The following is a 22,530-nucleotide window of genomic DNA, read 5'->3' as shown; positions in this document are numbered from 1 at the left end:
TTATTTAAATATGGTCGTTATCGTATCTTGTTGAACAGGTAAATCCTTATTAAAACTCCACTCTATCCATGATCCATCATAGTTTTTAACGTTTTTATACCCCAATAATTCTGTTAACACAAAAGCGGTATGAGCAGATCGGACTCCAGAATGACAATAGACATAAATTTCTTTTTCCTTTGTAATTCCTTTTAATTGATACAAATCTAATAAGTCTTTATAAGATTTGAATTTTTTTGTTGTATTAAAATCTACCGCATGTGCCCAATCTAATAATGTACTATTAGGAATATGCCCACTTCTACTTGATCCTTTTTTTTGACGTTTTCCTGAAAACTCATCTTCGTTTCTTGTATCCAGAAGTATGGTGTTTTCATCAATTATTAGCGATTTTATATCTTCTAAACTTGCATATAAAGACATGTTCTTTTTAAAAGGAAATTTAAAATTAGAAGCGTCATATTTTATAAAGTTAGAAGTCAACCCTCCTTTTTTGCGTTTCCACTCTGTGAACCCACCATTTAAAATTTTGACATTATGAAACCCATAATTTTTTAAGAGCCACCATAAACGAGACGAATCACAAGCTCCACTATCATCATAAATAATAAGTTCATCTTCTTGTTTAATTCCTAATCGACTAAAAAGAGCTTCAATTTTAGACCTACTGGCCATAATTCCTTTGTAAGAAAGCGAATTGTCTTCAATATCTGTTCTCCAAATATTTATAGCATTCACTATATGTTCTTTTAGAAATACTTTTGGCTTTCTAAAATCAATTATTTTAATGTTAGAAGCTGTTTGTAGCATCATTAACTCCTCACATTCTATAAGGTGTTTTGTACTATAGTAACCTGTATTAGAATTAAGACGCTCTTTAGACATATCTTTTAATTGTGTTTTTGAATCTTTTTTACAAGACACAAAACATATAAGCAGGATAGCTATTTTATTTTTCCAAATCATACCACTCTATATCTTCCAGATTAACACGTCTACCTTTTTCTTCTGGCGCATAGTTTTTAGCTAAATAGTTAACTATTACAGACTCATTTTTGCCCAAATCCCAGAGATTTTGTGTTTCCTGCATCCAACGTATAATGCTCACCCAACCTTCTTTATTTGCTCTGTTTTGAGTCACTAACTTTGCCGAATGACAGGGCGTACAACTTACTATAACAGTTTGAAGTCCTACGTCATCTTTAAAACCAGTAGCTAAATGAATACCATTTTCTATTTTATCGAGATCTTCTACTTCACGATACGTTTCTATTTGTTTTACATCATCAAATGAAAGGAATGAAGGGTATGCCAGCTTATAAATCAATGCGCCCGCCCCTATTACTAGCAATCCAAAAAAAAGAGTGACGCCTAAATAAATTCGCTTTACTTTATTTCTAAATTCCTGGTCTTTCATTATTTAACTTTAACAGCTATTCTGTGGCATGCATTATTTAAATACCCTTTAGGATTCCAACCTGGTAATATCATGGGCTGACTAACACCTTTATTATCTGTTGCTCTTGCCCAAATTTCATAATAACCTTTCTTTGGAAATTCAATAGATGCTTTAAAATGTTGCCATGCTAAACGGTTTACTGGATTTTCTAACTTACAAGCATTCCAAGTAGCTCCGAAATCTATAGAATATTCCATAGTTTCAACTTGTAATTCTCCAGCCCATGCATGCCCCCTAATATTTAGTATTTCCTCTTCATTAATCATAGCTCCAGACTTGGGATACGTAATTAAAGATTTTACGGGCATGCTTTCAATAATGCACATATCGGCATCTTTTACTTTTTCTCCAGGCGCTACAGGTTTGCAAGGCACTCTATAGGCTGGTGCCTTCATTTTTGTACCATCATGAACTTTATTTCTAACACTTATTCTGTTTATCCATTTTCCAGAAGCTGATGCTGGCCAACCACCGGCAACTAATCGTAATGGATACCCATGAGCAAGTGGAATATCCTCACCATTCATTTTAAAAGCTAGCAAGGTCTCTTCCTGAAGTGCTTTATGCATTGGAACCCCTCTAGAAATAGGTTCTTTTTTAGGATCTCCACTTAAATGCGTATCTGCTGCATGATAGCCTATGTAAACAGCATGATCTTTAACACCTACATCTTCAAGTATATCTTTTAACCTTACACCAGTCCACTCTGCACAAGAAACGGCACCAACTGTCCATTGATTGCCTTTAGCAGGTGGATTAAATTCACTTCTCCCATTACCTCCACATTCTAACGTTAACTGATAGGTATAGTTTTTAAATTTACTTTTTAACTCTTGAAGTGTATATGTTTTTGGAGAGGAAACCGACTCTCCATCAATAGTGAGTTTCCAGTTAGCTATATCAATATTTTGAGGTATTAAACCATTATTCCTAATAAACATGTATTTATTGGGTGTAATGTTATCATCCAACAAATGAGCTTTAGCTTCTATATTCCATGGCTTATCATTCAATATCGTCATCCCTTTATCCTTATTAAATAACTTGTATGGGTCTGGATTTTGTAATGCTATTGGTGTGTATCCTTTAGGTATTGATGCCGAAAATACTATGTCTGCACCCATGAGTGATGCAGCTGTACCTAAAAAAGTATTTCTGATAAACTTTCGTCTTTTCATATAAAAAGAGTCATTAATTTTTGTAAAAATTACAATTAATAACCTTTTACGATTGTAACAAAAGTTACATGATGTTATTTTTAACTAGAATACTAAAATAGTTTAATACTCTAAAAGTTTTTTTAGCTCCCCTTCAAACTTGTTTTTAGACAGATATTGAGCTTCTAATTGACTAGCAAAAGGTATAGGTGTTTCCATACTAGCAACACGCTTTACTGGCGCATCAAGAGACTCAAAACACTGTTCCATAATGAGTGCAGAAATATCGCTTGCAAGACCTCCAAATAGGGAATCTTCTTGTAAAATAATCACTTTTCCCGTTTTTCTAACTGAAGTATACAATGTTTCGGTATCTAAAGGTTGAAGTGTTCTTAAATCTATGACATCTGCTGACATTTCAGGGTTATTTTCCAAAGTTTCTAAAGCCCAATGAACAGCGGCTCCATAGCTAATAATGGTAACATTATGACCTTCTTTAATCACAGAAGCCTTACCAAAAGGCAATGTGTAGTAATCTGTTGGTACTTCTTGACGAATGCTTCTGTATAATCCTTTATGTTCGAAAAACAGGACAGGATTAGGGTCATTAATAGCTGTAGCCAACAACCCCTTAGCATCATAAGGAAATGCAGGGTAGACGACTTTTAAACCTGGTGTTTTTGTAAACCAGGCTTCGTTAGTTTGTGAATGAAAAGGACCAGCTGCCACACCGCCGCCGCAAGGCATTCTAATAACAACATCGGCTTGTTGTCCCCATCTATAATGAGACTTTGCTAAATAATTAACGACTGGATTAAATCCTGATGTCACAAAATCTGCAAACTGCATTTCAACAACACTTTTAATACCCGCTATAGACAATCCCATGGCAGCTTCTACAATTGCTGATTCGCAAATGGGGGTATTACGTACACGCGCTTTTCCAAATTGCTCAACAAACCCTTGTGTTATTTTAAAAGCACCTCCATATTCAGCAATATCTTGCCCCATAATAACCAGGTCTTCATGTTGCTCCATGCTTTGTTTTAATCCATCAGAAATAGCATCAATGAAACGAATTTCTGTTGATTTTAAATTATCACCAAACTCCTTATAATCAAATTCTTGATACACATCACTTAATTCATTTATTTCATTTGGAATCACAGCTTCTTCAGCGAAAGCGGTATCCAAGCCTTTATTGATTTCTGCTATAATTTCAGCTTTAATAGATGTGTTTTCTGTGTTACTTAAAAAATCATTTTCTTTTAAGAAAGTTTCAAAGTTTAAAACAGGATCTTTAACAGCCCAGGCATCCATAAGTTCTTTTGGAACATATTTAACACCACTTGCCTCTTCATGCCCTCGCATTCTAAATGTTTTAAATTCTAATAAAATAGGCCTAGGATTTTCTCTTACGCTTTGTGATAATTCACTAACTTTTTTATAAACTTCAACAATATTATTGCCATCAATAATATGTGATTCCATACCATATCCAAGACCTCTATCTGCTATATTTTCACAATGATATTGTTCGCTTGTGGGAGTCGACAATCCGTAACCATTATTTTCAACACAAAATAATACAGGCAACTGCCATACTGATGCCACATTTAAAGCTTCATGAAAATCACCTTCACTTGTACCTCCTTCACCTGTAAATACTGCTGTTACGCTATTTTTGTTTTTCAATTTGGAAGCCAAAGCAATACCATCTGCAACACCTAATTGCGGTCCTAAATGAGAAATCATTCCAACTATTTTATAGTCTTGAGTTCCGAAATGAAAGGATCGATCCCTACCTTTTGTAAATCCAGATGCTTTGCCTTGCCACTGTCCAAACAATCTGTACAAAGGAATCTCACGAGACGTAAACACCCCTAGATTTCTATGCATGGGTAATATATACTCATCTTTATTTAGCGCCATGGTAACACCTACAGCAATAGCTTCTTGACCAATGCCAGAAAACCATTTACTTATTTTTCCTTGACGTAGTAAAATAAGCATCTTCTCCTCTATCAATCTTGGCTTTAATATATTTTTATACAATTGAATCAATACATCTTTTTCAAGATTTTCAATATTGTATTCCATAACAATTGGAGTGGATTCTGTACTCATAGATTAAATATATTATCTTGATCAAATATACCATAAAAAGATAAAAATTATATAAAAGTTATATAAACCTCCTTATACCAAACTTTGCAATGTTTTTGTACATTTGTAATACATCCATATTAAATAATAATACATGACTAGTATTCCAAGTGTAGATTTAAGCGATTTTATTTCTGATAACCCAACAAAAAAGCAACAATTTGTTGATGCTATCGGAAAGGCTTATGAAGACATCGGGTTTGTTGCTTTAAAAGGTCATTTTCTTGATGATACTTTAGTTGAAAACTTATATAAAGAGGTTAAAGATTTTTTTAGCTTGCCAACAGAAACGAAACAAAACTATGAAATTCCAGGAATTGGCGGACAGCGTGGTTATGTATCTTTCGGCAAAGAAAGTGCTAAAGGCAAAAAAGAAGGTGATTTAAAAGAGTTTTGGCATTTTGGTCAATATGTTGAAAACAATCCCAAACTTGAAGCTGAATATCCTAAAAACGTGATTGTTAATGAACTCCCAGAATTTAATGCCGTAGGCAAGGAGACTTATAAAATGCTTGAAAAAACGGCTAAGTATGTGTTACGTGCATTAGCAATTCATTTAGGTATTGAAGAAACGTATTTTGATAAATTTATCCATAATGGAAATTCCATCTTAAGGCCTATTCATTATCCCCCTATTTCTGAAGAACCTAAGGAAGCTGTTCGTGCTGCGGCACATGGAGACATTAATCTAATTACACTTTTAATGGGGGCTCAAGGACGTGGTTTACAGGTGCAAAATCATAAAGGTGAATGGATTGATGCAATAGCTCAACCTGATGAACTTATGATTAACGTTGGAGATATGTTATCAAGACATACTAATAACAAATTAAAATCGACAATACATCGCGTTATAAACCCACCAAAAGAACTTTGGGGAACATCACGCTACTCTATTCCATTTTTTATGCACCCAATAAGTGATATGAAATTGGATGTTTTAGAAGGTTGTATTGATGAAAATACCCCTAAAGCATTTGAAGATATTACCGCTGGTGAATTTTTAAATGAACGATTAATAGAATTAGGGCTAATTAAAAAGTAGTTGGCAATATTCAGTTTACAGTCAACAGTAAAAAATAGCAATGCAAAAAACTGCTAACTAACCAGTAAACAATGTCAACCGAACCACTGAATACTGAACACTAAAAAGATGGATTTACAAGACCAATTAAAAAATTTGTTTCCAGATCACGTACAAGAAGAACCTATTAAAAATGATAGTGAAGCCTCTGAAATATGGATGCAAGACGATCCTATTATTTGCAAATATGAAAAGCGCAAAGGGAAACCTATCACTATTTTAGAAGGCTATACCGGAGCTAATGAGGATTTTAAGGCATTAGCGAAAGACATTAAAACAACGCTAAGTGTTGGTGGTAGTTTTAAAGATGATAAGATTATTATTCAAGGGGATTATCGTGATAAAATAATGAAAATACTCCAAGACAAAGGGTTTAAAGTAAAACGCGTAGGCGGTTAATTATGGACAAACAACCTCTTCATATTACTAATGGCGATGTTTTAACCAACTATTTAAATGAGTTAGACATTGTTGGAGAAAAACTAACCTGGCAAGAAATGCTTTGCGAAGGATCTACTATTGTAGACATAAATTCTGAAACTTTTTTAGATGTAAGAAAATCTTTTTTTAGTGAGTTTTATGATATAGACTTAGATACAGACAAAATTAAATCTGAATTAAACAAACTGGATGCTTATAAAAACTATTCAGAAATTATTCTATGGTTTGAGTACGATTTGTTTTGCCATATCAACATGATAGCGGTTATAAACTTGATAATACAAAAGAAAATCAACCTCCCCATTTACTTAGTTTGTAGTGGCAGAATTAAAGGCAGTAAAATTTTAAAAGGCTTAGCCGAACTTAATGCTGAGCAATTAATAAATCACTATAAAAACAGAGTAAAACTAAACTCTGATGATTTAGATTTAGTTAAGACTATTTGGGGTATTTATTGTGGTAAAGATCATAATTTATTAAAACCTTATATTATAACTGTATCATCATTTAAATATTTAAGTAATTGTCTAAAAGCACATTTAGAGCGTTTTCCAGATTCTGTACATGGTTTAAATGCTTTAGAAAAAAATATATTGGAAATTGTTAAAAGCAACACTATAAAATCCAAGCATCATTTATTAGGGTACGTTCTTAACTATCAGGGATACTATGGCTTTGGCGACCTTCAAATTTCTAGAATTATAGATAAACTTAGTGTCTTTTTTACAAATGAAGGTCAGCATATCCACCTTAACAGAAATGGGCATGAAGCCTTATTGGGTCAGCACAATGTTGCCACAGAAATTGACAACAACATGGTTTATGGAGGACTTAAAAAGTTCGATTTTCAATTTAATAAGAAACAAAATAAACTTGTAAAAACTGTATTAAATGCCCATTAAGGAATCTGAACTTATACTAAATCCAGATGGTAGCGTTTATCATTTAAATTTAAAACCTGAACATGTTTCGAATACCATCATTTTTGTTGGTGATCAAAATCGTGTTGAAAAAGTCACTAAATATTTTGACCGTATAGAATTCTCTACGCAAAAACGTGAATTTAAAACTCAAACTGGCTATTATAAAGGCAAGCGCATAACTGTTATATCTACTGGTATTGGACCAGATAATATTGATATTGTTTTAAATGAATTAGATGCCCTTTTTAATATTGACTTAGTTACTAAAGTCCCAAAAAACACTATCACAAGTTTAAACATTATAAGAATAGGTACTTCTGGCTCCTTACAAAAAGATATCCCTGTAGATTCATTTCTCTTGAGCACTCATGGGTTAGACCTTAACGGTATGCTACATGCTTACCAAATAAACACCATCAACAATCCTGATATTGAAGATGCTTTCATAAAGCAAACAAATTGGCATGAACACAAGGCAAGACCAATCATTATAAAAAACAGTGATTTACTCGAAACACAATTTGAAAGCAATGAAACTCACAAAGGACTAACCGCTACAGCTGGCGGCTTTTATGGCCCTCAAGGACGTGTTTTAAGGTTACCTGTTCAAGATGCTAGCCTAAACAACAAAATGGATACCTTTAATTTTAAAGGCTCACGTATCACTAATTTGGAGATGGAAACATCTGCTATATATGGATTAGCAAAGCTATTGGGACATCATGCCTTGTCTCTAAACGCTATTATAGCTAATAGAGCTAGTGGAACTTTTAGTAAAAACCCGTCAGAGGTTATTGATAAACTTATTAAATATACTCTCAATAAAATTACAGACTAACAGATTGACTTAATGAAGAAAGTAAATATTGGTGGTGTACCAGAGCATTTTAACTTAGCTTGGTATTTAACACTAAAAAATGGGGATTATAAAAGGGAAGACATTAATTTGCGTTGGCATGATTACGCTGGTGGAACTGGCGCAATGTGTAAAGCCCTTCGGAACAAAGAAATTGATATAGCCGTTATACTTACGGAAGGTATTATAAAAGATATCATAGATGGTAATCCTAGTAAAATTGTACAAACTTTTGTTCAAACACCTTTAAACTGGGGGATTCATGTTGCTCATGATTCCTCTTATAAAACTATTGAAGATTTAAAAGGAACGAAAGCAGCTATAAGTAGATATGGTTCAGGGTCTCATTTAATGGCTTATATCAATGCTGAAAACAACAAATGGGATTTAGAAAAAGATCTTAATTTTGAGATTATAAAAAATTTAAACGGTGCTGTAGAAGGACTTACTACTGGTAAAGCTGATTATTTTTTATGGGAAAAATTCACAACAAAACCATTAGTAGACGATGGTATATTTAGAAGACTAGGCAATTGTCCGTCACCATGGCCCTGTTTTGTGATTGCAGTACGAGAAGATTTTATTACATCGAATAAAGAAGATTTAGAAACCATTTTAGAGATTATAAATAATACCACCTCAGAATTTAAAGAGATACCTAGTATAGATAAAACAATTTCAAATCGCTATGAGCAGCAACTTGAAGACGTACAAGAATGGTTAAGCATTACTGAATGGTCTCAAAATTTAATTGATAAGCCAACCATAATGAATGTGCAAAAACAATTGTACGCTCTAAATATTATACCAGAAATAGTAGATTACAAGACATTAACTTGTGAGCTATAAATAAATATTATTTGCTATAACATCCACCTTAATCCCTACCAAGTAACTAGGATCTAATACCTAACAAAATGTTAATAATTAACACCGTTTTGTATAAAAGTTTATTTTTGGTTTATTAATTAAACGAAAATATGAAAAAAATACTTTTTTTAGCATTAACAGTAGCTATAGTAGCTTGTGAAAATGCTCCCAAAGACTACGTAACTTTCTCAGGTAAAATCACTGATAAAAACAGCGATTCCTTAGTAGTTAGAACACGAACATATTCAAAAACCATTAAAGTTAATGAAGATGGCACATTTAGTGATACCTTAAAAGTAGTATCTGGTATTCACAACCTTTTTGATGGAGCAGAATCTACTAACATGTTTCTTGAAAATGGATTTGATATTAATTTAACATTTAATGCAAAAGAATTTGATGAAACTATTAAATATACAGGTACGGGTGCAAAAACCAGTAATTATCTAGCTAAAAAAATGCTACTTCAAGAAAGTATTTTTTCACCAGATATATTTGAATTAGAAGAAGCCGCTTTTAAAACTAAAGTTAGCGAAATAGAGAAGACACTAACTGAGTTTATTGAAAGTAATAAAGATATCGATTCCTCAATTCATGCAAATGAAAAAGCTGGTCTTGAGCAATTTAACGCAGGGATTACAGCTGCTTATACCCAACAAAAACAGAGAACGAAGCAATTATCAAGCTTTGTAGGTAAACCTTCTCCAGACTTCGTTAATTATGAAAATCATAAAGGAGGAACAACATCTTTAACAGACTTAAAAGGAAAGTATGTTTATATAGATGTATGGGCTACTTGGTGTGGACCTTGTAAAAAAGAAATTCCTGATCTTAAAAAAGTTGAAGGTCAATATCATGGAAAAAACATTGAGTTTGTTAGTATTTCTATTGATAACCAAAAAGACCATGACGCATGGAAAAAAATGGTTACGGATAAAGAATTAGGTGGTGTACAATTATTTGCCGATAATAATTGGCAATCGGAATTTGTTCAAGGTTATAAGATTCAAGGGATTCCTCGTTTTATCCTTATAGATCCAGCTGGTAATGTCGTTAATGCCGATGCGCCTAGACCATCTAGCCCAAAGCTAATCGAATTATTTACTTCTTTAAATATTTAATATATTAAAAGCATATAAATAAAAGCCTATGAAACAAGTTTCATAGGCTTTTGTAGTAAATAGATTTAATAATAAGTAAATTAATTTATTACTACATTGCTACCAATCGTCATCTGTACAAAAAGTTGCTGAGTCAGTCAAAACGTTTTCAAGCTCCTCATTCGATTCCACTACAATAATATCATAGTTTAATGTTCTTAGAGTTATAGGATAAACAATTGTTAAATTCTCAAACTGATCAAAGAAATCTTGAGTCAATTCACTATCGTTAGTTATCGTTATAGGTACAATTTCATCTGTTTGAAGATTAATCTTATTCATTACTAATGGATATGTGAAATTTATGCAGTCATTAGTATTTCTATCTAAAACACAGTCTTCAAAATAATTAACCATTTGAGGTTTACCAATAGCAAAAGAAGTGGTGCCTCCTGGTGAAATAAACTCAACAGAATTAATTCTAAGTTCATCCAGAGAGTATGTAGAATTGTTTGCTGTGTTGTGGGCTAACAAAGCCTCTTCTACGGCATTAATACCACCACTTAATGGTATAGGATCATTAGTAATGTACACATCATCATCTGCTACATCAATATAATACTTTGCCTTTCCTGAACAACTGTAATTGATCTCGGATACAGTTATTGGCCCAATCTCAGGGAAAAATTTTATATCTCCTTCAAAACTACAGTCTTGAAAATAATCAATCATATTCTCCTTACTTTGTAATATGCCAAATCCTCCGTTAAAATCAAATATAAGATCTATAAAGTAATCATCATTAGTAAACTTAATCCCTGTCATAGAAAAAGCATGTTCTTTAGAAGATAAAATTCGTTCATCCCATTTTGGTAGTGGCGTATTAAATGGCCCATAGTAATCTCCTTGATTATTTATAAAATGACCAACTAGAGTCACCTCCCTATCACATTCAAAATTAATGATATCAATATCATTAGTTGAGGCTGCAGTTTCAATTATTTTATTTATTAAACTCGATGAAATCTTTTCATCCGATGTTGTTTCAGTTGTCGTTTCATCAGACGAGCAAGATAGTAAGCTTCCTAAAAACAATACCGTAATAAATGGGGTTTTAAAAAAATGTTTCATGTTATTAATTTATTGGGTTTCATACTATAGAAACGATTGTAAAATATAAAACCCTCTTTGTGTTAAAAAAAAATTATATTAAAAATCAATATTTAGCGATACGTTTGGAGTAAACTCTAATCCATATCTATCTAAAATCTCTATGTCTTTTTTGTCTTCTGTTAAAGTATAATAACGGTTAAGAATATTCTTCTTATTCCCTATATTAATTAATCCCAATGTTAGTTCGTAATCTATCTTTTTTGATATGTTAAAACTATAGCTTACAGAAGCGTCAAATCTTAAATAATCCGTTAACCGTTCTGTGTTGGGTTCATTATAATTTATCCTGTTAAAGGCATCAATTATGATTGGTGTGTTTTCATTTATTGAGGTATAGGGCTTCCCTGAATTATATTCCATCCCTAAAGAAAAGTTTAATGATTTATGCTTAATATTTACTCCAGAGATAAGACTATGCCTAATATCATTATTATTATAAAAACGAGATGGATCAAGGTCTTTAAATTCATATTTATTTGTACTATAATTATAACTTACCCAAGCGTTTAAATAATGATTTTTATAATTATAATGGCATGTATACCCTTTAATATCATAGGAACCAAAAAGGTTATCGAACTGATTAAGATTTTGAAAACCCTGATTATTGGTAGTGGTGCCTTCTACAATTTTAGCATAAATACTAGCATGAAACATGTGTTTTCTTTTCTTGAAACCAAAAGATAATTCCAACTGTTTACTTTTTTGTAAAGGTGCAATAGAATCGTTTGCAAGGAACCATCGTCGTTTTTCAATTCCTAAAAAATTATTCTCCAGATTAATAACCTGGGAAATGTTTTGCGTTTTTCTCTCTCCTCTAATTTGAATATCTATTTCTGGTATTGGGTTATAAGTGAGGTGAAATCTGGGTTCGAATTGATATGATTCTAAAAATTTATAATAAACATGTCTTAAGTTTAGCCCTCCTTTAACTTTATTCTTATAGTAATTAAGTGTTCCAAATACCCCATAAATATTACTCTGCTGCTTTTTATAGCTCTTAAAAAACTGATTAAAATTGTTAATCCTATTGGTTACAGTTAAATGTTCTTGACTAATTCCTACTTCGTATGTAACGCCCGAAACTTTGGCTTTAGAACTATATTTTAGTACGGTTCCATAATTTCTAACTTTATTACTTTGGAAACTTGAAATATCTCTAGACAACAAAAAATTCCCGCCACTTAGCTTATAATTAGAATAATTAATAATAGTTTCTATTTGAGATTTATTAGCAAAAACATACTGCCAATTAAAGCCTAAAGCCATATTTTCTTGTCTTAACGTACTTTCTTTACGGGTATTATTTAATACACTTGTTTCTTCATAAGATAAATTGTTTGCAAAGGACAATACATTAAATCCAATAGTATTAAAGTCATTTATTGCTAATTTGTATTGTAATTGCGAGTCATAAAAATCAACTGTATTTTTAGTATCTACAATATTACTATTAGTAGTATTTGATGCCCCATCAATATAAATATGTGACGTTTGAAAAGCCTTTTTAGCGTAATTCAAATACGTTGGTGAACCCCAAATATCTGTGAGTGATTTTCTTGTTGAAAGTAATAATTCTGACTTCTTATTTATAGGTATTTTAACATATCCATCTGCACTTAAAAAATTAACCCCTATACCTCCTGTTATTTTTTTTGAAAAAGCATTGTCATGCTCCAAACTAATAACACTACTTGTGCTATTCCCATACTCTGCTGGTGTCGCATTATCATACAAAGTAATTGTTGATAGCAGGTTTTCATTAAATGCAGAAATCATCCCAAAAAAATGACTGTTCTGATAAATTTTAATATCATTCCACACAAATAAATTTTGATCTTGAGTACTTCCCTTTACGATTAAATCTGAAATAGACTCGCTATTACTACTAACCTGGGGTAAATTTTCTAGGTTCTTAATAACATCATGTGATGTTAACCCAGCCAAATTACCTACTTCTTTAGTTTTTATAAAAAAAGTACCATCTGTGTGCTTATAAGTTCCCGTAGAAAAGAAGGGGTAAATAAATAAGGTTTCTAAACCTTGAATTCGTTTAGCAATATATATTTTATTAGTTTTTAATTTACTAACATTTATATGTTGTTTTCCATAAATAAGGTGAGATATTAAAACTTCTTTAGGGATCACATCTTCAAAAAACACTTTTCCTTCTTTATTAGTTGCCCATATTTTACTACTGTTCACATCTGTTATTAACAGATTCTCTAAAGGTGTGCCGTCTTCATGATCATAAAAATACAATGCTTCCTTTTTAAAAGGTTTTATTATAATTTTATTTTGCGTAACTACCGTAAAAGAAATCATAAAATCTCTTTCTAAATACTCCAAATGTGCCTTTAAAGTTGCTTTTTCATTATAAAAACAATCTGCGCATATTTCATCTTTAAGCAATGATGATTCGTAGTTGAAAGAAACCTTAAAAAAGGTTTCTATTTTTTTTAAATGCATTTCAAGTGAAATAGCATGTTTTTGAGCAAAGGTGAATACTGAAAAAAGCAAAAATAGAGCAGTCAATATATTTGCTGTAGGCTTTTTTTTGGAGGTCATCTACTTTTTATTCAAATAAATACTTTTTCCTTTCTTAACATACTCCAAATCCAGTGATTCACAAAAAACACTTAAAACCGTTTCTAATGTGTCATCATAATGATAACTACCTGTATATTTTAAGTCTTTATTTAAGTTACTATTTATGTCAAACTCTATATCGTATTGAATACTTATATCTGAAACGACATCATATATTGGTGTATTTTCAAAAATCGATACATTTTCTATCCAATTTGGTTTCGTTTTAGCAGCAATGCTTTTCTGCATATCTATATCTAATGTCTTCGAATTGAAAAAATTATTTGCTTTTAAAATGGTTTCTTTTCCTTTATACATAACAGCTACAGTCCCTTCGTAACAATAAACTTCAAAAGAAGTATCACGCTGTTTTACATTAAATTTAGTTCCTAAAACCGTCACGATTCCTTGAGGTGTTTTAACCGTAAATGTTTCTCCTTTTGCAACTTCAAAATAAGCTTCCCCTTTTAGGTTGATTGCCCTTGACTTCTCCCAAGCCTTATTATAGGCTATGTTAGATTTTGCATTTAACCAAACCTTAGACGCATCGGGAAGTGAAATTTGCACAGACTCTCCAGCAAGCGTATGGTGTTCAAGGTTACTTTTAATATTGAACAAAGCTACTGAAACGAATAGTAATACTGTAGCAGATATAGATATAGGCATCCACTTTTTATACAATGGAATGACTTGTTGTTTTTTAGTAGATGGTTTTAAACGAGCATGGTCTAACTGTTCTAAAATAACCTCTTCATTATAATCTAAGGGTTTAACATTGTCAAATAGCTCAATAATTTCTTTGTATTCTGAATATGTCTTAGATGATTTCTTAAAAGTTTCTTTTTCTTCTTCAGAAGAAAATTCAAAATTTAAAAAGTTCTTTATATCCTTAGATTTATTGTTTTTCATAATAATTGCTATTAATTATGTAATGTTTCAAACTAAAAAAACTCTTTTAAAATCGTTTTTTATCAATTTGTAATTCTTTTTGTAAAAATTCTAAAGCATTAAAAATTCTTTTTTCTACCGATTTTACTGAAACATCCATTATTTCAGCAACTTCTTTATATTTCTTTTTATCTATTCGGTTAAGTAAAAATGGCACTCTATACTTTTCTGGCATTTTGTCCAGAATACCGTTTAATTTTTGATGAAATTCTTTTTCTTCAAAAATATATTCAGGTGTTCGTTTTTCTGCTGTATTTATAACATTCTTTTTATAGTTTTTAGCATGATTATGATTTCTAAAAGCGTCAATTATTTTGTTTTTAGAAATGGTATATAAATAAGCTCTCACATTTTTTAAAGGCACACTTTTACAGTTTTTCCATAATGTTAAAAATGCTTCTTGTATAATATCTTCTGCTAATTGCTTATCTCCATAATTATATACTAAATAGTTAAAAACTTCTTTAGAATGCTTCTTAAAAGCTATGTTATAATTACGTTCTTCACAAATAGAATCTTTAGATGAGTAATCATCACAATTCATTAATTTAAAATATTTCAGGGTTTAATATAAACAGTAATCCTACTATCAAACGTTTCAAATTAAAAAAACCCTCCTTTTGTACTATTTTTTTTGTAAAGTATCGAACTCATTTAGACTTTTTCAATTTGCTAAAAAATGGCTGTTTTCAGCTCTGTTTTTGTCTTTTTTTCCTTCCGTAGCTCTGCTATGCAACTCTAAAAAGTCTTCAACATAGGCAAAAACTTATAAGTTTCGCTTAAATCCTAAAAGTCTAAATGAGTTCACCACTATTCAAAAAACAGCTTAGCATATTTCCAAGATTGAAACATCAAGCTGCTTTATAATTAGTCTTGCTCTTGTTCTTCTGGAGCTGTAGGTTGCTCTGGTTGTTTAAACAAATCGATAAAAGCTTCACCTAAATAATCTATAACGTGACTAGCGATTAAACTTTGATAGCCAAAGTTCTCAACGGCTATATCTGCCGACCTTCCGTGTAAATACACACCAAATACTGTAGCTTCTAATGGGATATAACCTTGAGACATCAATCCTGTAATAATTCCAGTTAACACATCACCACTACCAGCGGTTGATAGTCCTGGATTCCCTGTAGTATTTACATAAAGTTTTTCATCAAATACAGTAATTGTATTGGCACCTTTTATTACAACAATACACGTATATTTTTTCGAAAACGCCTTTACTTTTTTTAATTTATCAAAATCATCTTTCCACGTGCCTATTAAACGCTCTAATTCTTTAGGATGTGGCGTTAAAATGGTTTGTTCTGGCAACAATTTTAATAATGCTTTCTTTTTTGCTAGTATATTAATACCATCTGCATCTATAACTAAAGGTGTTTTGTTATTCTTCAAAAAAGCTTCAAAAGCCTTTATCGTTTTGGTATTTGTCCCTGCTCCTATTCCAAAACCAATAACAGTCGGTTCTATATCAAATTTAATGTCTGTGATGATGTCCTCATCTATGTCCGTTAGTACCATAGCCTCTGGGAAAGATCCTTGCAAAGGTATGTATCCACATTTTGGAACATAGGCCGTAATTAAACCAGCACCCGCAGATAAAGCGGCTTTACTTGATAATGTTATGGCTCCTATTTTCCCATAACTTCCTCCAATGATAAGGCTATGACCAAATTGCCCTTTATGAGAAAACTTTTCTCGCGGTTTGTACAATGGCAACACGTCATGCTTCCCTATTAATTCCGCCTCTGTATTAGTCGTGAATAAAAACTCTTGATCAAGACCAATATCTAACACTTCCCATTGTACAGTATATTTTGCCGTTTCTGGTAAAAAGAAGACCAATTTAGGAGATGCGAAACTTAGTGTATACCCAGCCCAAACTGCACTATCTTCATCTTCTAAAACCTTATCCGTACTCAACCCTGAAGGAATATCAATAGATAACGTAAATGCTTTAGTACTTCTAAAATGCATGAACAATGACTTTACCCAATCACCTACAGGTCTGTTTAAGCCTATACCAAAAACAGCATCAACAATAATATCATCCTGATCAATTTCGGGAAAGTCTTCTGTACAACTTAAAAGCGTTGGCCAATCTTTAGTTACATTTTTAATTCTGTCATAATTAATTAAAAAATCTTTTGACCTTTTGTCGCTACAATTAACAATATAGGTCTTAACATTATAACCATCTAGAATTAAATGTCTAGCTAACACCAAACCATCTCCTCCATTATTTCCAATACCACAAAATATATGAATAGGAACCTGCGCTCCCTGCATGCGCATATGTATCCAATTAAATATTTGCGTACCTGCACGCTCCATCAAATCTGTTGATGATATTTTTTGACGTTCTGAAGTTAATTTATCTCCTTCATAAATTTGTTCTTTAGAAAATACTTTCATTTACTCTTTTTTATTGATAAACCCATACTTTTATATTTAAGTGAAAATTCAAGATGAGTTCTATTATTAATTTTTCAATTCTCCATTACTTTCGTCGCGTTTATTTTAAGAAAACAGCTTCTATATAAGAATATTATAAATAAAGCAACATTTGTTTTTTTATTAGGCTAAAAGTAATACTTTTGAGTAGTAATATATAGAATATAGTGAATCATTTAAACCAAAATACAGATATACGTATCTCTTCTTTAACAGAAGGAACTACTGCTATTTTTGGAACAACTACAATTATTACAACCCTTTGGGGTTACTAACTATATATTCTTCAGGCTATCGTTGTAATTTATACAATTACAACATCAAAAAATATTTTTTCAATTATCAATTCATTAAAAATGAAAGTTTTAAAATTTGGAGGAACTTCAGTTGGTTCTGCAAAAAACATAAATAACGTCATAGATATCTTAACTAGATATTCACAAGAAGATTCCATAATATGTGTTGTTTCTGCTGTAGGTGGTATTACAGACAAGCTACTTTTAGCTGGTAAACAAGCTCAAAATAAAAACACAGGTTTTAGAGACACCTTTAATACTATAAAAGATATTCATTTAAATACTATAAATGAATTAAACCCAGACAGTGCAGAATCCATTATAGCATACACAGAAACCAGACTAGATGAATTAAAAAGTTTACTAGATGGTATCTATTTAATAAACGAGTTATCTCCAAAAACATCCGATAAATTAGTGAGTTTTGGTGAGTTATTGTCTTCATATATTATTTCAGAAACTATGAAAAATCGTAGTTTATCTGTAAATCGTAAAAACTCTCAAGAATTAATCATAACAAATTCAAATTTCACCAAGGCTGAAGTTGAATATAATCTTACTAATAAAAATATAGTAGATTATTTCAAAACGGCTGCACAGCAAATTACGATCCTTCCCGGATTTGTTTCAAAATCTATAGTTGGAGAACAAACAACTTTAGGTCGTGGCGGTTCAGACTTTACTGCTGCTATTGTTGCTGCTGCATTAAAAGTTAATCAGTTAGAAATTTGGACAGATGTTAGTGGTATGTATACGACTAATCCTAAACTGGTAAAACAAGCTTATCCTATTGATAAAATTTCATATCAGGAAGCTATGGAATTATCTCACTTTGGTGCCAAAGTTTTATACCCACCAACAGTACAACCCGTATTAGACTTAGAAATTCCTATTCACATAAAAAATACGTTAGAACCCAATGCTGTAGGAACCATTATTTCCAATGAAGAAACACACTCTACATCTCCTGTAAAAGGTATTAGTAATATAGGAGATATTGCTTTATTAACTTTAGAGGGCAGTGGTATGATTGGAATTCCTGGGTTTTCTAGGCGTTTATTTGAGACTTTATCTCAGGAAAAGATTAACATCATCTTGATTACTCAAGCATCGTCTGAACATTCCATATGTTTAGGGATTGAAGAAAAAGATGCTGAAATGGCTAAACAAGCTATTGACACTGCTTTTGAAAACGAAATTGCTTTAAATAAAATTGATCCTATTATAGTAGAAACAAACCTTTCCATTATTGCACTGGTTGGTGACAATATGAAAAACCATCAAGGGATTAGTGGTAAGATGTTTAGCACTTTAGGAAAAAACAATATTAACATCCGTGCTATTGCACAAGGAGCTTCCGAGAAGAACATTTCAGCCGTAATATCAGAAAACGATGTAAAAAAGGCTTTAAATACCTTACATGAACAATTCTTTGAAATTGAAACAAAACAGTTAAATGTATTTATTACTGGTGTTGGAAACGTTGGTGAAAAATTAGTAGATCAAATAGAGCAGCAAAACAAGTATTTAAAAGAAAATTTAAAAATCAATTTACGCATTGCTGGATTATCAAATTCCAGAACCATGATTTTTAATGAGGAAGGTCTCAATTTAGACAATTGGAAAGATCAACTCGTTTCTGGAGAAAAAGCCACGTTAGAAGGCTTTTTTGAAAAAACAAAGTCTCTAAACTTACGTAATAGTATTTTTGTCGATGTTACAGCTAATAAAGATGTTGCAAATTTATATGCAAACTACTTACGTCAAAGTATTGGTGTAGTAGCCTGTAATAAAATTGCTTGTTCAAGTGATTATGAAAACTACAGTTTATTAAAACGTTTATCTCTTAAATATAATGCGCCTTATTTATTTGAAACTAATGTAGGGGCTGGTTTGCCTATTATTGATACCCTGAATAATTTAATAGCTTCAGGTGATAAAATCACATCCATTCAAGCTGTTTTATCTGGAAGTTTAAACTTTGTATTTAACAATTTTAATGATACTACTAAGTTTTATGATGTTGTTAAACAAGCAGCAGCAGAGGGCTATACAGAACCAGATCCAAGAATCGATTTAAGTGGTGTTGATGTGGCTAGAAAAATATTGATTTTAGCTCGTGAAAGTGGTATGGAAATGAATTTGGAAGATATTTCAAATACACCTTTCTTATCTGAATCTGGACTGAAAAGTGATTCGGTTGATGATTTTTATCAAACATTAATAGAAGATGAAACGCATTATCAAGGTTTATACGCTTCCGCGAAAGCGAAAAACTGCCAATTAAAATATGTAGCACAATTAAATAACGGCAAAGCAAATGTTGGTCTACAGGAAATACCAGAAGGGCATCCTTTTTATAACCTGGAAGGGAAAGATAACATTGTTATGTTTTACACACAACGTTACCCAGAACAGCCTATGATTATTAAAGGTGCTGGTGCAGGTGCAGAAGTAACAGCTTCGGGGTTATTTGCGGATATTATTAGAATAGGGAATAATTAATTTAATAAACAGTATTCAGTCGTAGTTTACAGTAATAAAGATTAGTCATTTCGAACCTATGTGAGAAATCGCATAATTTAGAGTTAAATTTAGAATGAAAAACGAAATAAAAATATTTTCGCCTGCAACGGTTGCTAATGTAGCCTGTGGATTTGATGTATTAGGATTCTGTTTAGACAGTATTGGCGATGAAATGGTGATAAGAAAAACCGATAAAAAAGGGATTCACATCACCAAAATTGAAGGCTTTGATTTACCGTTTGAGGCAGCATTGAATGTGGCTGGTGTTTCAGCTTTGGCCATGTATGAAGCTGCTAAACCAGATTGTGGCTTTGAAATTGAAATTTACAAAAATATAAAACCTGGTAGTGGTATAGGTAGTAGTGCTGCCAGTGCTGTTGGTAGTGTTTTTGGAATGAACGAACTTTTAGGGAGACCTTATAGCAAAACGGAATTAACACAATTTGCTATTAAAGGAGAAGCATTAGCAAGTAAATGTGACCATGCAGATAACCTAGCTCCTGCTATTTTTGGAGGTTTTACATTGGTTAAAAGTGTTTCGCCTATAGATATTTTAGAAATTCCTTCTCCTAAGGATTTATATGCGACCATTATTCATCCACAAATAGAAGTAAAAACATCTGAAGCTAGAGGCATTCTTCCAAAAGAAGTACCATTGCAAGATGCTATTACGCAATGGGCAAATTTTGGAAGTTTAATCCATGGACTGCACACAAGTGATTATAATGTAATACAAAAATCGTTGCATGATGTTATTGTAGAACCTTATAGAAGTCAATTAATTCCTCATTACAAAGAAGTAAAAGAAGCTGTACTAGAACAAGGCGCTCTAGGAGCTGGAATATCTGGTTCTGGCCCATCCATTTTTGCGTTAAGCAAAGGATTAGAAAACGCTAAAAATGTAAAAGAAGCCATGAATAACGTGTATTCTAAAACAAAGATTGCATTCGAAATTCATATAACGAAAATTAATACGGAAGGCATTAAGGTTTTATGATAAATGATATACATTTAATCATTATGACTAATTTTAAATTTGAAAAGTCTGTTATTTCGAACTCATGTGAGAAATCACATTATAAAAATAAAACTACAAATTACTAATAAACAGATTCCTGCATTCGTAGGAATGATAGAAAAATGAATTATTACTCACTAAACAAACAAGCACCAAATACATCTTTTAAAGATGCGGTTATAAAAGGGTTGGCGCCAGATAAAGGACTCTATTTTCCAGAAAGCATTACCCCTTTAAGTGATGATTTCTTTAAAAATATAGATCAATTATCACATACAGAGATTGCGTTTCAGGCCATTAAACAATTTGTATCTCCAGAAATTCCAGAAGATGTTTTAAAAACTATTGTTGAGGAAACCTTGTCTTTTGAATTTCCTGTGGTTCAATTGAATGATAATATCTCAACTTTAGAGCTATTCCATGGTCCAACCATGGCATTTAAAGATGTAGGTGCACGTTTTATGGCACGTTGTCTAGGCTATTTTAATAAAAATAACATCAATAAAGTGACTGTTTTAGTCGCTACTTCTGGTGATACCGGTGGTGCTGTAGCTAATGGTTTTTTAGGCGTTAAGGGTGTAAATGTAGTGATCCTCTACCCTAGCGGAAAAGTGAGTGATATACAGGAAAAACAATTAACCACACTTGGACAAAACATTACTGCCTTAGAAGTTAATGGCACATTTGATGATTGCCAAGCTATGGTTAAAACAGCTTTTCTAGATCATACATTAACAAACAACATGCAGTTAACCTCTGCTAACTCTATAAATGTAGCCCGTTGGTTACCACAATTATTCTACTTTATGTTTGCATACAAGCAACTTCATAAAAAGTATGATGATATTGTGTTCTCTGTACCAAGTGGGAATTTCGGAAATGTTTGTGCAGGCATGATGGCACAGCAATTAGGCCTACCAATTAATCACTTTATTGCATCAAACAATAAAAACAATGTGGTTACGGAGTATTTAAAAACACAGTTATACACTCCAAAGCCGTCAGTACAAACCATCAGTAATGCTATGGATGTTGGGGATCCTAGTAACTTTATTCGTATTCAGGAAATCTATAAAAACAAATTTGAGACATTAAAGGATAATGTATCTTCTTTTAGTTTTTCTGATGATGAAACCAGAGAAGCTATGAAAGAAATCTACACACAATATAATTATGTGGCAGATCCTCATGGTGCCGTGGGTTATTTAGGCTCTAAAGCATATCTAAAAGAAAATCCGAATGCGCATTGTGTTTTTTTAGAAACAGCACATCCTACCAAATTTTTAGATGTTGTGGAAGACGTTATAAAAGAAGAACAACCATTACCAGAACAAATTCAATCCGTAATGGGCAAAGAGAAAGTTGCTATAGCAATTTCTACTTACGACGATTTAAAAGCTTTTTTATTAAAATAAAACAACCTTATTCTATTTTTGCAAAATGTTTTAAAGTATGTTCAATACGAAC

18 protein-coding genes are annotated in these 22,530 nt (G+C 31.9%); 9 read left to right on the top strand and 9 right to left on the bottom strand.

What is annotated here, in order from left to right; translation table 11 throughout:
* The 4 genes from Q4Q39_RS10015 to Q4Q39_RS10000 form a co-directional block, all read right to left on the bottom strand.
* Positions 1–966, bottom strand: coding sequence for a sulfurtransferase (locus tag Q4Q39_RS10015; protein ID WP_303282303.1), 966 nt, complete (start codon positions 964–966; stop codon positions 1–3).
* The gene (locus tag Q4Q39_RS10010) at positions 950–1,417 is read right to left on the bottom strand and encodes a monoheme cytochrome C (RefSeq protein WP_303282302.1); all 468 of its coding nucleotides are present in this window, start codon (positions 1,415–1,417) and stop codon (positions 950–952) included. Before Q4Q39_RS10010 ends, Q4Q39_RS10015 begins: the two co-directional genes overlap by 17 nt.
* Positions 1,417–2,637 carry a sulfite oxidase gene (locus Q4Q39_RS10005; RefSeq protein WP_303282301.1) on the bottom strand — a complete coding sequence of 407 codons (1,221 nt, stop codon included), beginning with the start codon at positions 2,635–2,637 and terminating at the stop codon, positions 1,417–1,419. The genes Q4Q39_RS10010 and Q4Q39_RS10005 overlap by 1 nt, the downstream gene beginning before the upstream one ends.
* Before the next feature lie 102 nt (positions 2,638–2,739).
* Positions 2,740–4,716, bottom strand: a complete 1,977-nt coding sequence (locus tag Q4Q39_RS10000; RefSeq protein ID WP_303282677.1) for an alpha-ketoacid dehydrogenase subunit alpha/beta — start codon at positions 4,714–4,716, stop codon at positions 2,740–2,742.
* A gap of 160 nt (positions 4,717–4,876) precedes the next feature.
* Here Q4Q39_RS10000 and Q4Q39_RS09995 point away from each other — a divergent pair, with 160 nt between their 5' ends.
* From Q4Q39_RS09995 to Q4Q39_RS09970, 6 genes are all read left to right on the top strand, one after another.
* Positions 4,877–5,827, top strand: coding sequence for an isopenicillin N synthase family dioxygenase (locus tag Q4Q39_RS09995; RefSeq protein ID WP_303282300.1), 951 nt, complete (start codon positions 4,877–4,879; stop codon positions 5,825–5,827).
* A gap of 108 nt (positions 5,828–5,935) precedes the next feature.
* Positions 5,936–6,265: a translation initiation factor gene (locus tag Q4Q39_RS09990; protein WP_303282299.1), complete on the top strand. Its 330-nt coding sequence runs from the start codon at positions 5,936–5,938 to the stop codon at positions 6,263–6,265.
* A 2-nt stretch (positions 6,266–6,267) separates the two neighbouring features.
* Entirely contained in the window at positions 6,268–7,209 is a 942-nt protein-coding gene (locus Q4Q39_RS09985; RefSeq protein WP_303282298.1) for a DUF1835 domain-containing protein, read from the top strand.
* Positions 7,199–8,068: a nucleoside phosphorylase gene (locus Q4Q39_RS09980; protein ID WP_303282297.1), complete on the top strand. Its 870-nt coding sequence runs from the start codon at positions 7,199–7,201 to the stop codon at positions 8,066–8,068. Before Q4Q39_RS09985 ends, Q4Q39_RS09980 begins: the two co-directional genes overlap by 11 nt.
* 12 nt (positions 8,069–8,080) lie before the next feature.
* The gene (locus Q4Q39_RS09975; protein WP_303282296.1) at positions 8,081–8,935 is read left to right on the top strand and encodes a substrate-binding domain-containing protein; all 855 of its coding nucleotides are present in this window, start codon (positions 8,081–8,083) and stop codon (positions 8,933–8,935) included.
* 131 nt (positions 8,936–9,066) lie between these two features.
* Complete coding sequence (locus Q4Q39_RS09970) at positions 9,067–10,077, top strand: redoxin family protein (protein WP_303282295.1); 1,011 nt, start codon at positions 9,067–9,069, stop codon at positions 10,075–10,077.
* A gap of 99 nt (positions 10,078–10,176) precedes the next feature.
* Here Q4Q39_RS09970 and Q4Q39_RS09965 read toward each other — a convergent pair whose 3' ends face one another.
* From Q4Q39_RS09965 to Q4Q39_RS09945, 5 genes are all read right to left on the bottom strand, one after another.
* Positions 10,177–11,187, bottom strand: a complete 1,011-nt coding sequence (locus tag Q4Q39_RS09965) for a hypothetical protein (RefSeq protein ID WP_303282294.1) — start codon at positions 11,185–11,187, stop codon at positions 10,177–10,179.
* 78 nt (positions 11,188–11,265) lie between these two features.
* Positions 11,266–13,797, bottom strand: a complete 2,532-nt coding sequence (locus Q4Q39_RS09960; protein ID WP_303282293.1) for a TonB-dependent receptor plug domain-containing protein — start codon at positions 13,795–13,797, stop codon at positions 11,266–11,268.
* The gene (locus Q4Q39_RS09955) at positions 13,798–14,727 is read right to left on the bottom strand and encodes a FecR family protein (protein ID WP_303282292.1); all 930 of its coding nucleotides are present in this window, start codon (positions 14,725–14,727) and stop codon (positions 13,798–13,800) included.
* 46 nt (positions 14,728–14,773) lie between these two features.
* Complete coding sequence (locus Q4Q39_RS09950) at positions 14,774–15,310, bottom strand: RNA polymerase sigma factor (RefSeq protein WP_303282290.1); 537 nt, start codon at positions 15,308–15,310, stop codon at positions 14,774–14,776.
* Between the two features lie 323 nt (positions 15,311–15,633).
* A complete protein-coding gene (locus Q4Q39_RS09945; RefSeq protein WP_303282289.1) occupies positions 15,634–17,184 on the bottom strand; it encodes an NAD(P)H-hydrate dehydratase in 1,551 nt (516 codons plus the stop codon).
* Between the two features lie 395 nt (positions 17,185–17,579).
* Between Q4Q39_RS09945 and thrA the strand changes: the two genes are divergently transcribed.
* The 3 genes from thrA to thrC all read left to right on the top strand — a co-directional run bounded on the left by thrA (position 17,580) and on the right by thrC (position 22,478).
* Complete coding sequence (gene thrA / locus Q4Q39_RS09940) at positions 17,580–20,024, top strand: bifunctional aspartate kinase/homoserine dehydrogenase I (RefSeq protein WP_303282288.1); 2,445 nt, start codon at positions 17,580–17,582, stop codon at positions 20,022–20,024.
* Positions 20,025–20,118: 94 nt separating this feature from the next.
* Complete coding sequence (locus tag Q4Q39_RS09935; protein ID WP_303282287.1) at positions 20,119–21,042, top strand: homoserine kinase; 924 nt, start codon at positions 20,119–20,121, stop codon at positions 21,040–21,042.
* Between the two features lie 143 nt (positions 21,043–21,185).
* On the top strand, positions 21,186–22,478 hold the full coding sequence (gene thrC, locus Q4Q39_RS09930; protein ID WP_303282285.1) for a threonine synthase: 1,293 nt from the start codon (positions 21,186–21,188) through the stop codon (positions 22,476–22,478).
* The last annotated feature ends 52 nt before the right edge of the window (positions 22,479–22,530 follow it).

This window comes from Flavivirga amylovorans (assembly GCF_030540875.1).
Lineage (GTDB): Bacteria > Bacteroidota > Bacteroidia > Flavobacteriales > Flavobacteriaceae > Flavivirga > Flavivirga amylovorans.
Note: the sequence above shows the minus strand (reverse complement) of the source record. Positions and strands in the feature narration are given on the sequence as shown.

Coding starts and splice junctions, on each gene's coding strand:
- Q4Q39_RS09990 (WP_303282299.1), top strand. CDS start 5,936: ATGGATTTACAAGACCAATTAAAAAATTTGTTTCCAGATCACGTACAA.
- Q4Q39_RS09980 (WP_303282297.1), top strand. CDS start 7,199: ATGCCCATTAAGGAATCTGAACTTATACTAAATCCAGATGGTAGCGTT.
- Q4Q39_RS09945 (WP_303282289.1), bottom strand. CDS start 17,184: ATGAAAGTATTTTCTAAAGAACAAATTTATGAAGGAGATAAATTAACT.
- Q4Q39_RS09955 (WP_303282292.1), bottom strand. CDS start 14,727: ATGAAAAACAATAAATCTAAGGATATAAAGAACTTTTTAAATTTTGAA.
- Q4Q39_RS10010 (WP_303282302.1), bottom strand. CDS start 1,417: ATGAAAGACCAGGAATTTAGAAATAAAGTAAAGCGAATTTATTTAGGC.
- thrC (WP_303282285.1), top strand. CDS start 21,186: ATGAATTATTACTCACTAAACAAACAAGCACCAAATACATCTTTTAAA.
- Q4Q39_RS09995 (WP_303282300.1), top strand. CDS start 4,877: ATGACTAGTATTCCAAGTGTAGATTTAAGCGATTTTATTTCTGATAAC.
- Q4Q39_RS10005 (WP_303282301.1), bottom strand. CDS start 2,637: ATGAAAAGACGAAAGTTTATCAGAAATACTTTTTTAGGTACAGCTGCA.
- thrA (WP_303282288.1), top strand. CDS start 17,580: ATGAAAGTTTTAAAATTTGGAGGAACTTCAGTTGGTTCTGCAAAAAAC.
- Q4Q39_RS09985 (WP_303282298.1), top strand. CDS start 6,268: ATGGACAAACAACCTCTTCATATTACTAATGGCGATGTTTTAACCAAC.
- Q4Q39_RS09975 (WP_303282296.1), top strand. CDS start 8,081: ATGAAGAAAGTAAATATTGGTGGTGTACCAGAGCATTTTAACTTAGCT.
- Q4Q39_RS09970 (WP_303282295.1), top strand. CDS start 9,067: ATGAAAAAAATACTTTTTTTAGCATTAACAGTAGCTATAGTAGCTTGT.
- Q4Q39_RS09960 (WP_303282293.1), bottom strand. CDS start 13,797: ATGACCTCCAAAAAAAAGCCTACAGCAAATATATTGACTGCTCTATTT.
- Q4Q39_RS10000 (WP_303282677.1), bottom strand. CDS start 4,716: ATGGAATACAATATTGAAAATCTTGAAAAAGATGTATTGATTCAATTG.
- Q4Q39_RS10015 (WP_303282303.1), bottom strand. CDS start 966: ATGATTTGGAAAAATAAAATAGCTATCCTGCTTATATGTTTTGTGTCT.
- Q4Q39_RS09950 (WP_303282290.1), bottom strand. CDS start 15,310: ATGAATTGTGATGATTACTCATCTAAAGATTCTATTTGTGAAGAACGT.
- Q4Q39_RS09965 (WP_303282294.1), bottom strand. CDS start 11,187: ATGAAACATTTTTTTAAAACCCCATTTATTACGGTATTGTTTTTAGGA.
- Q4Q39_RS09935 (WP_303282287.1), top strand. CDS start 20,119: ATGAAAAACGAAATAAAAATATTTTCGCCTGCAACGGTTGCTAATGTA.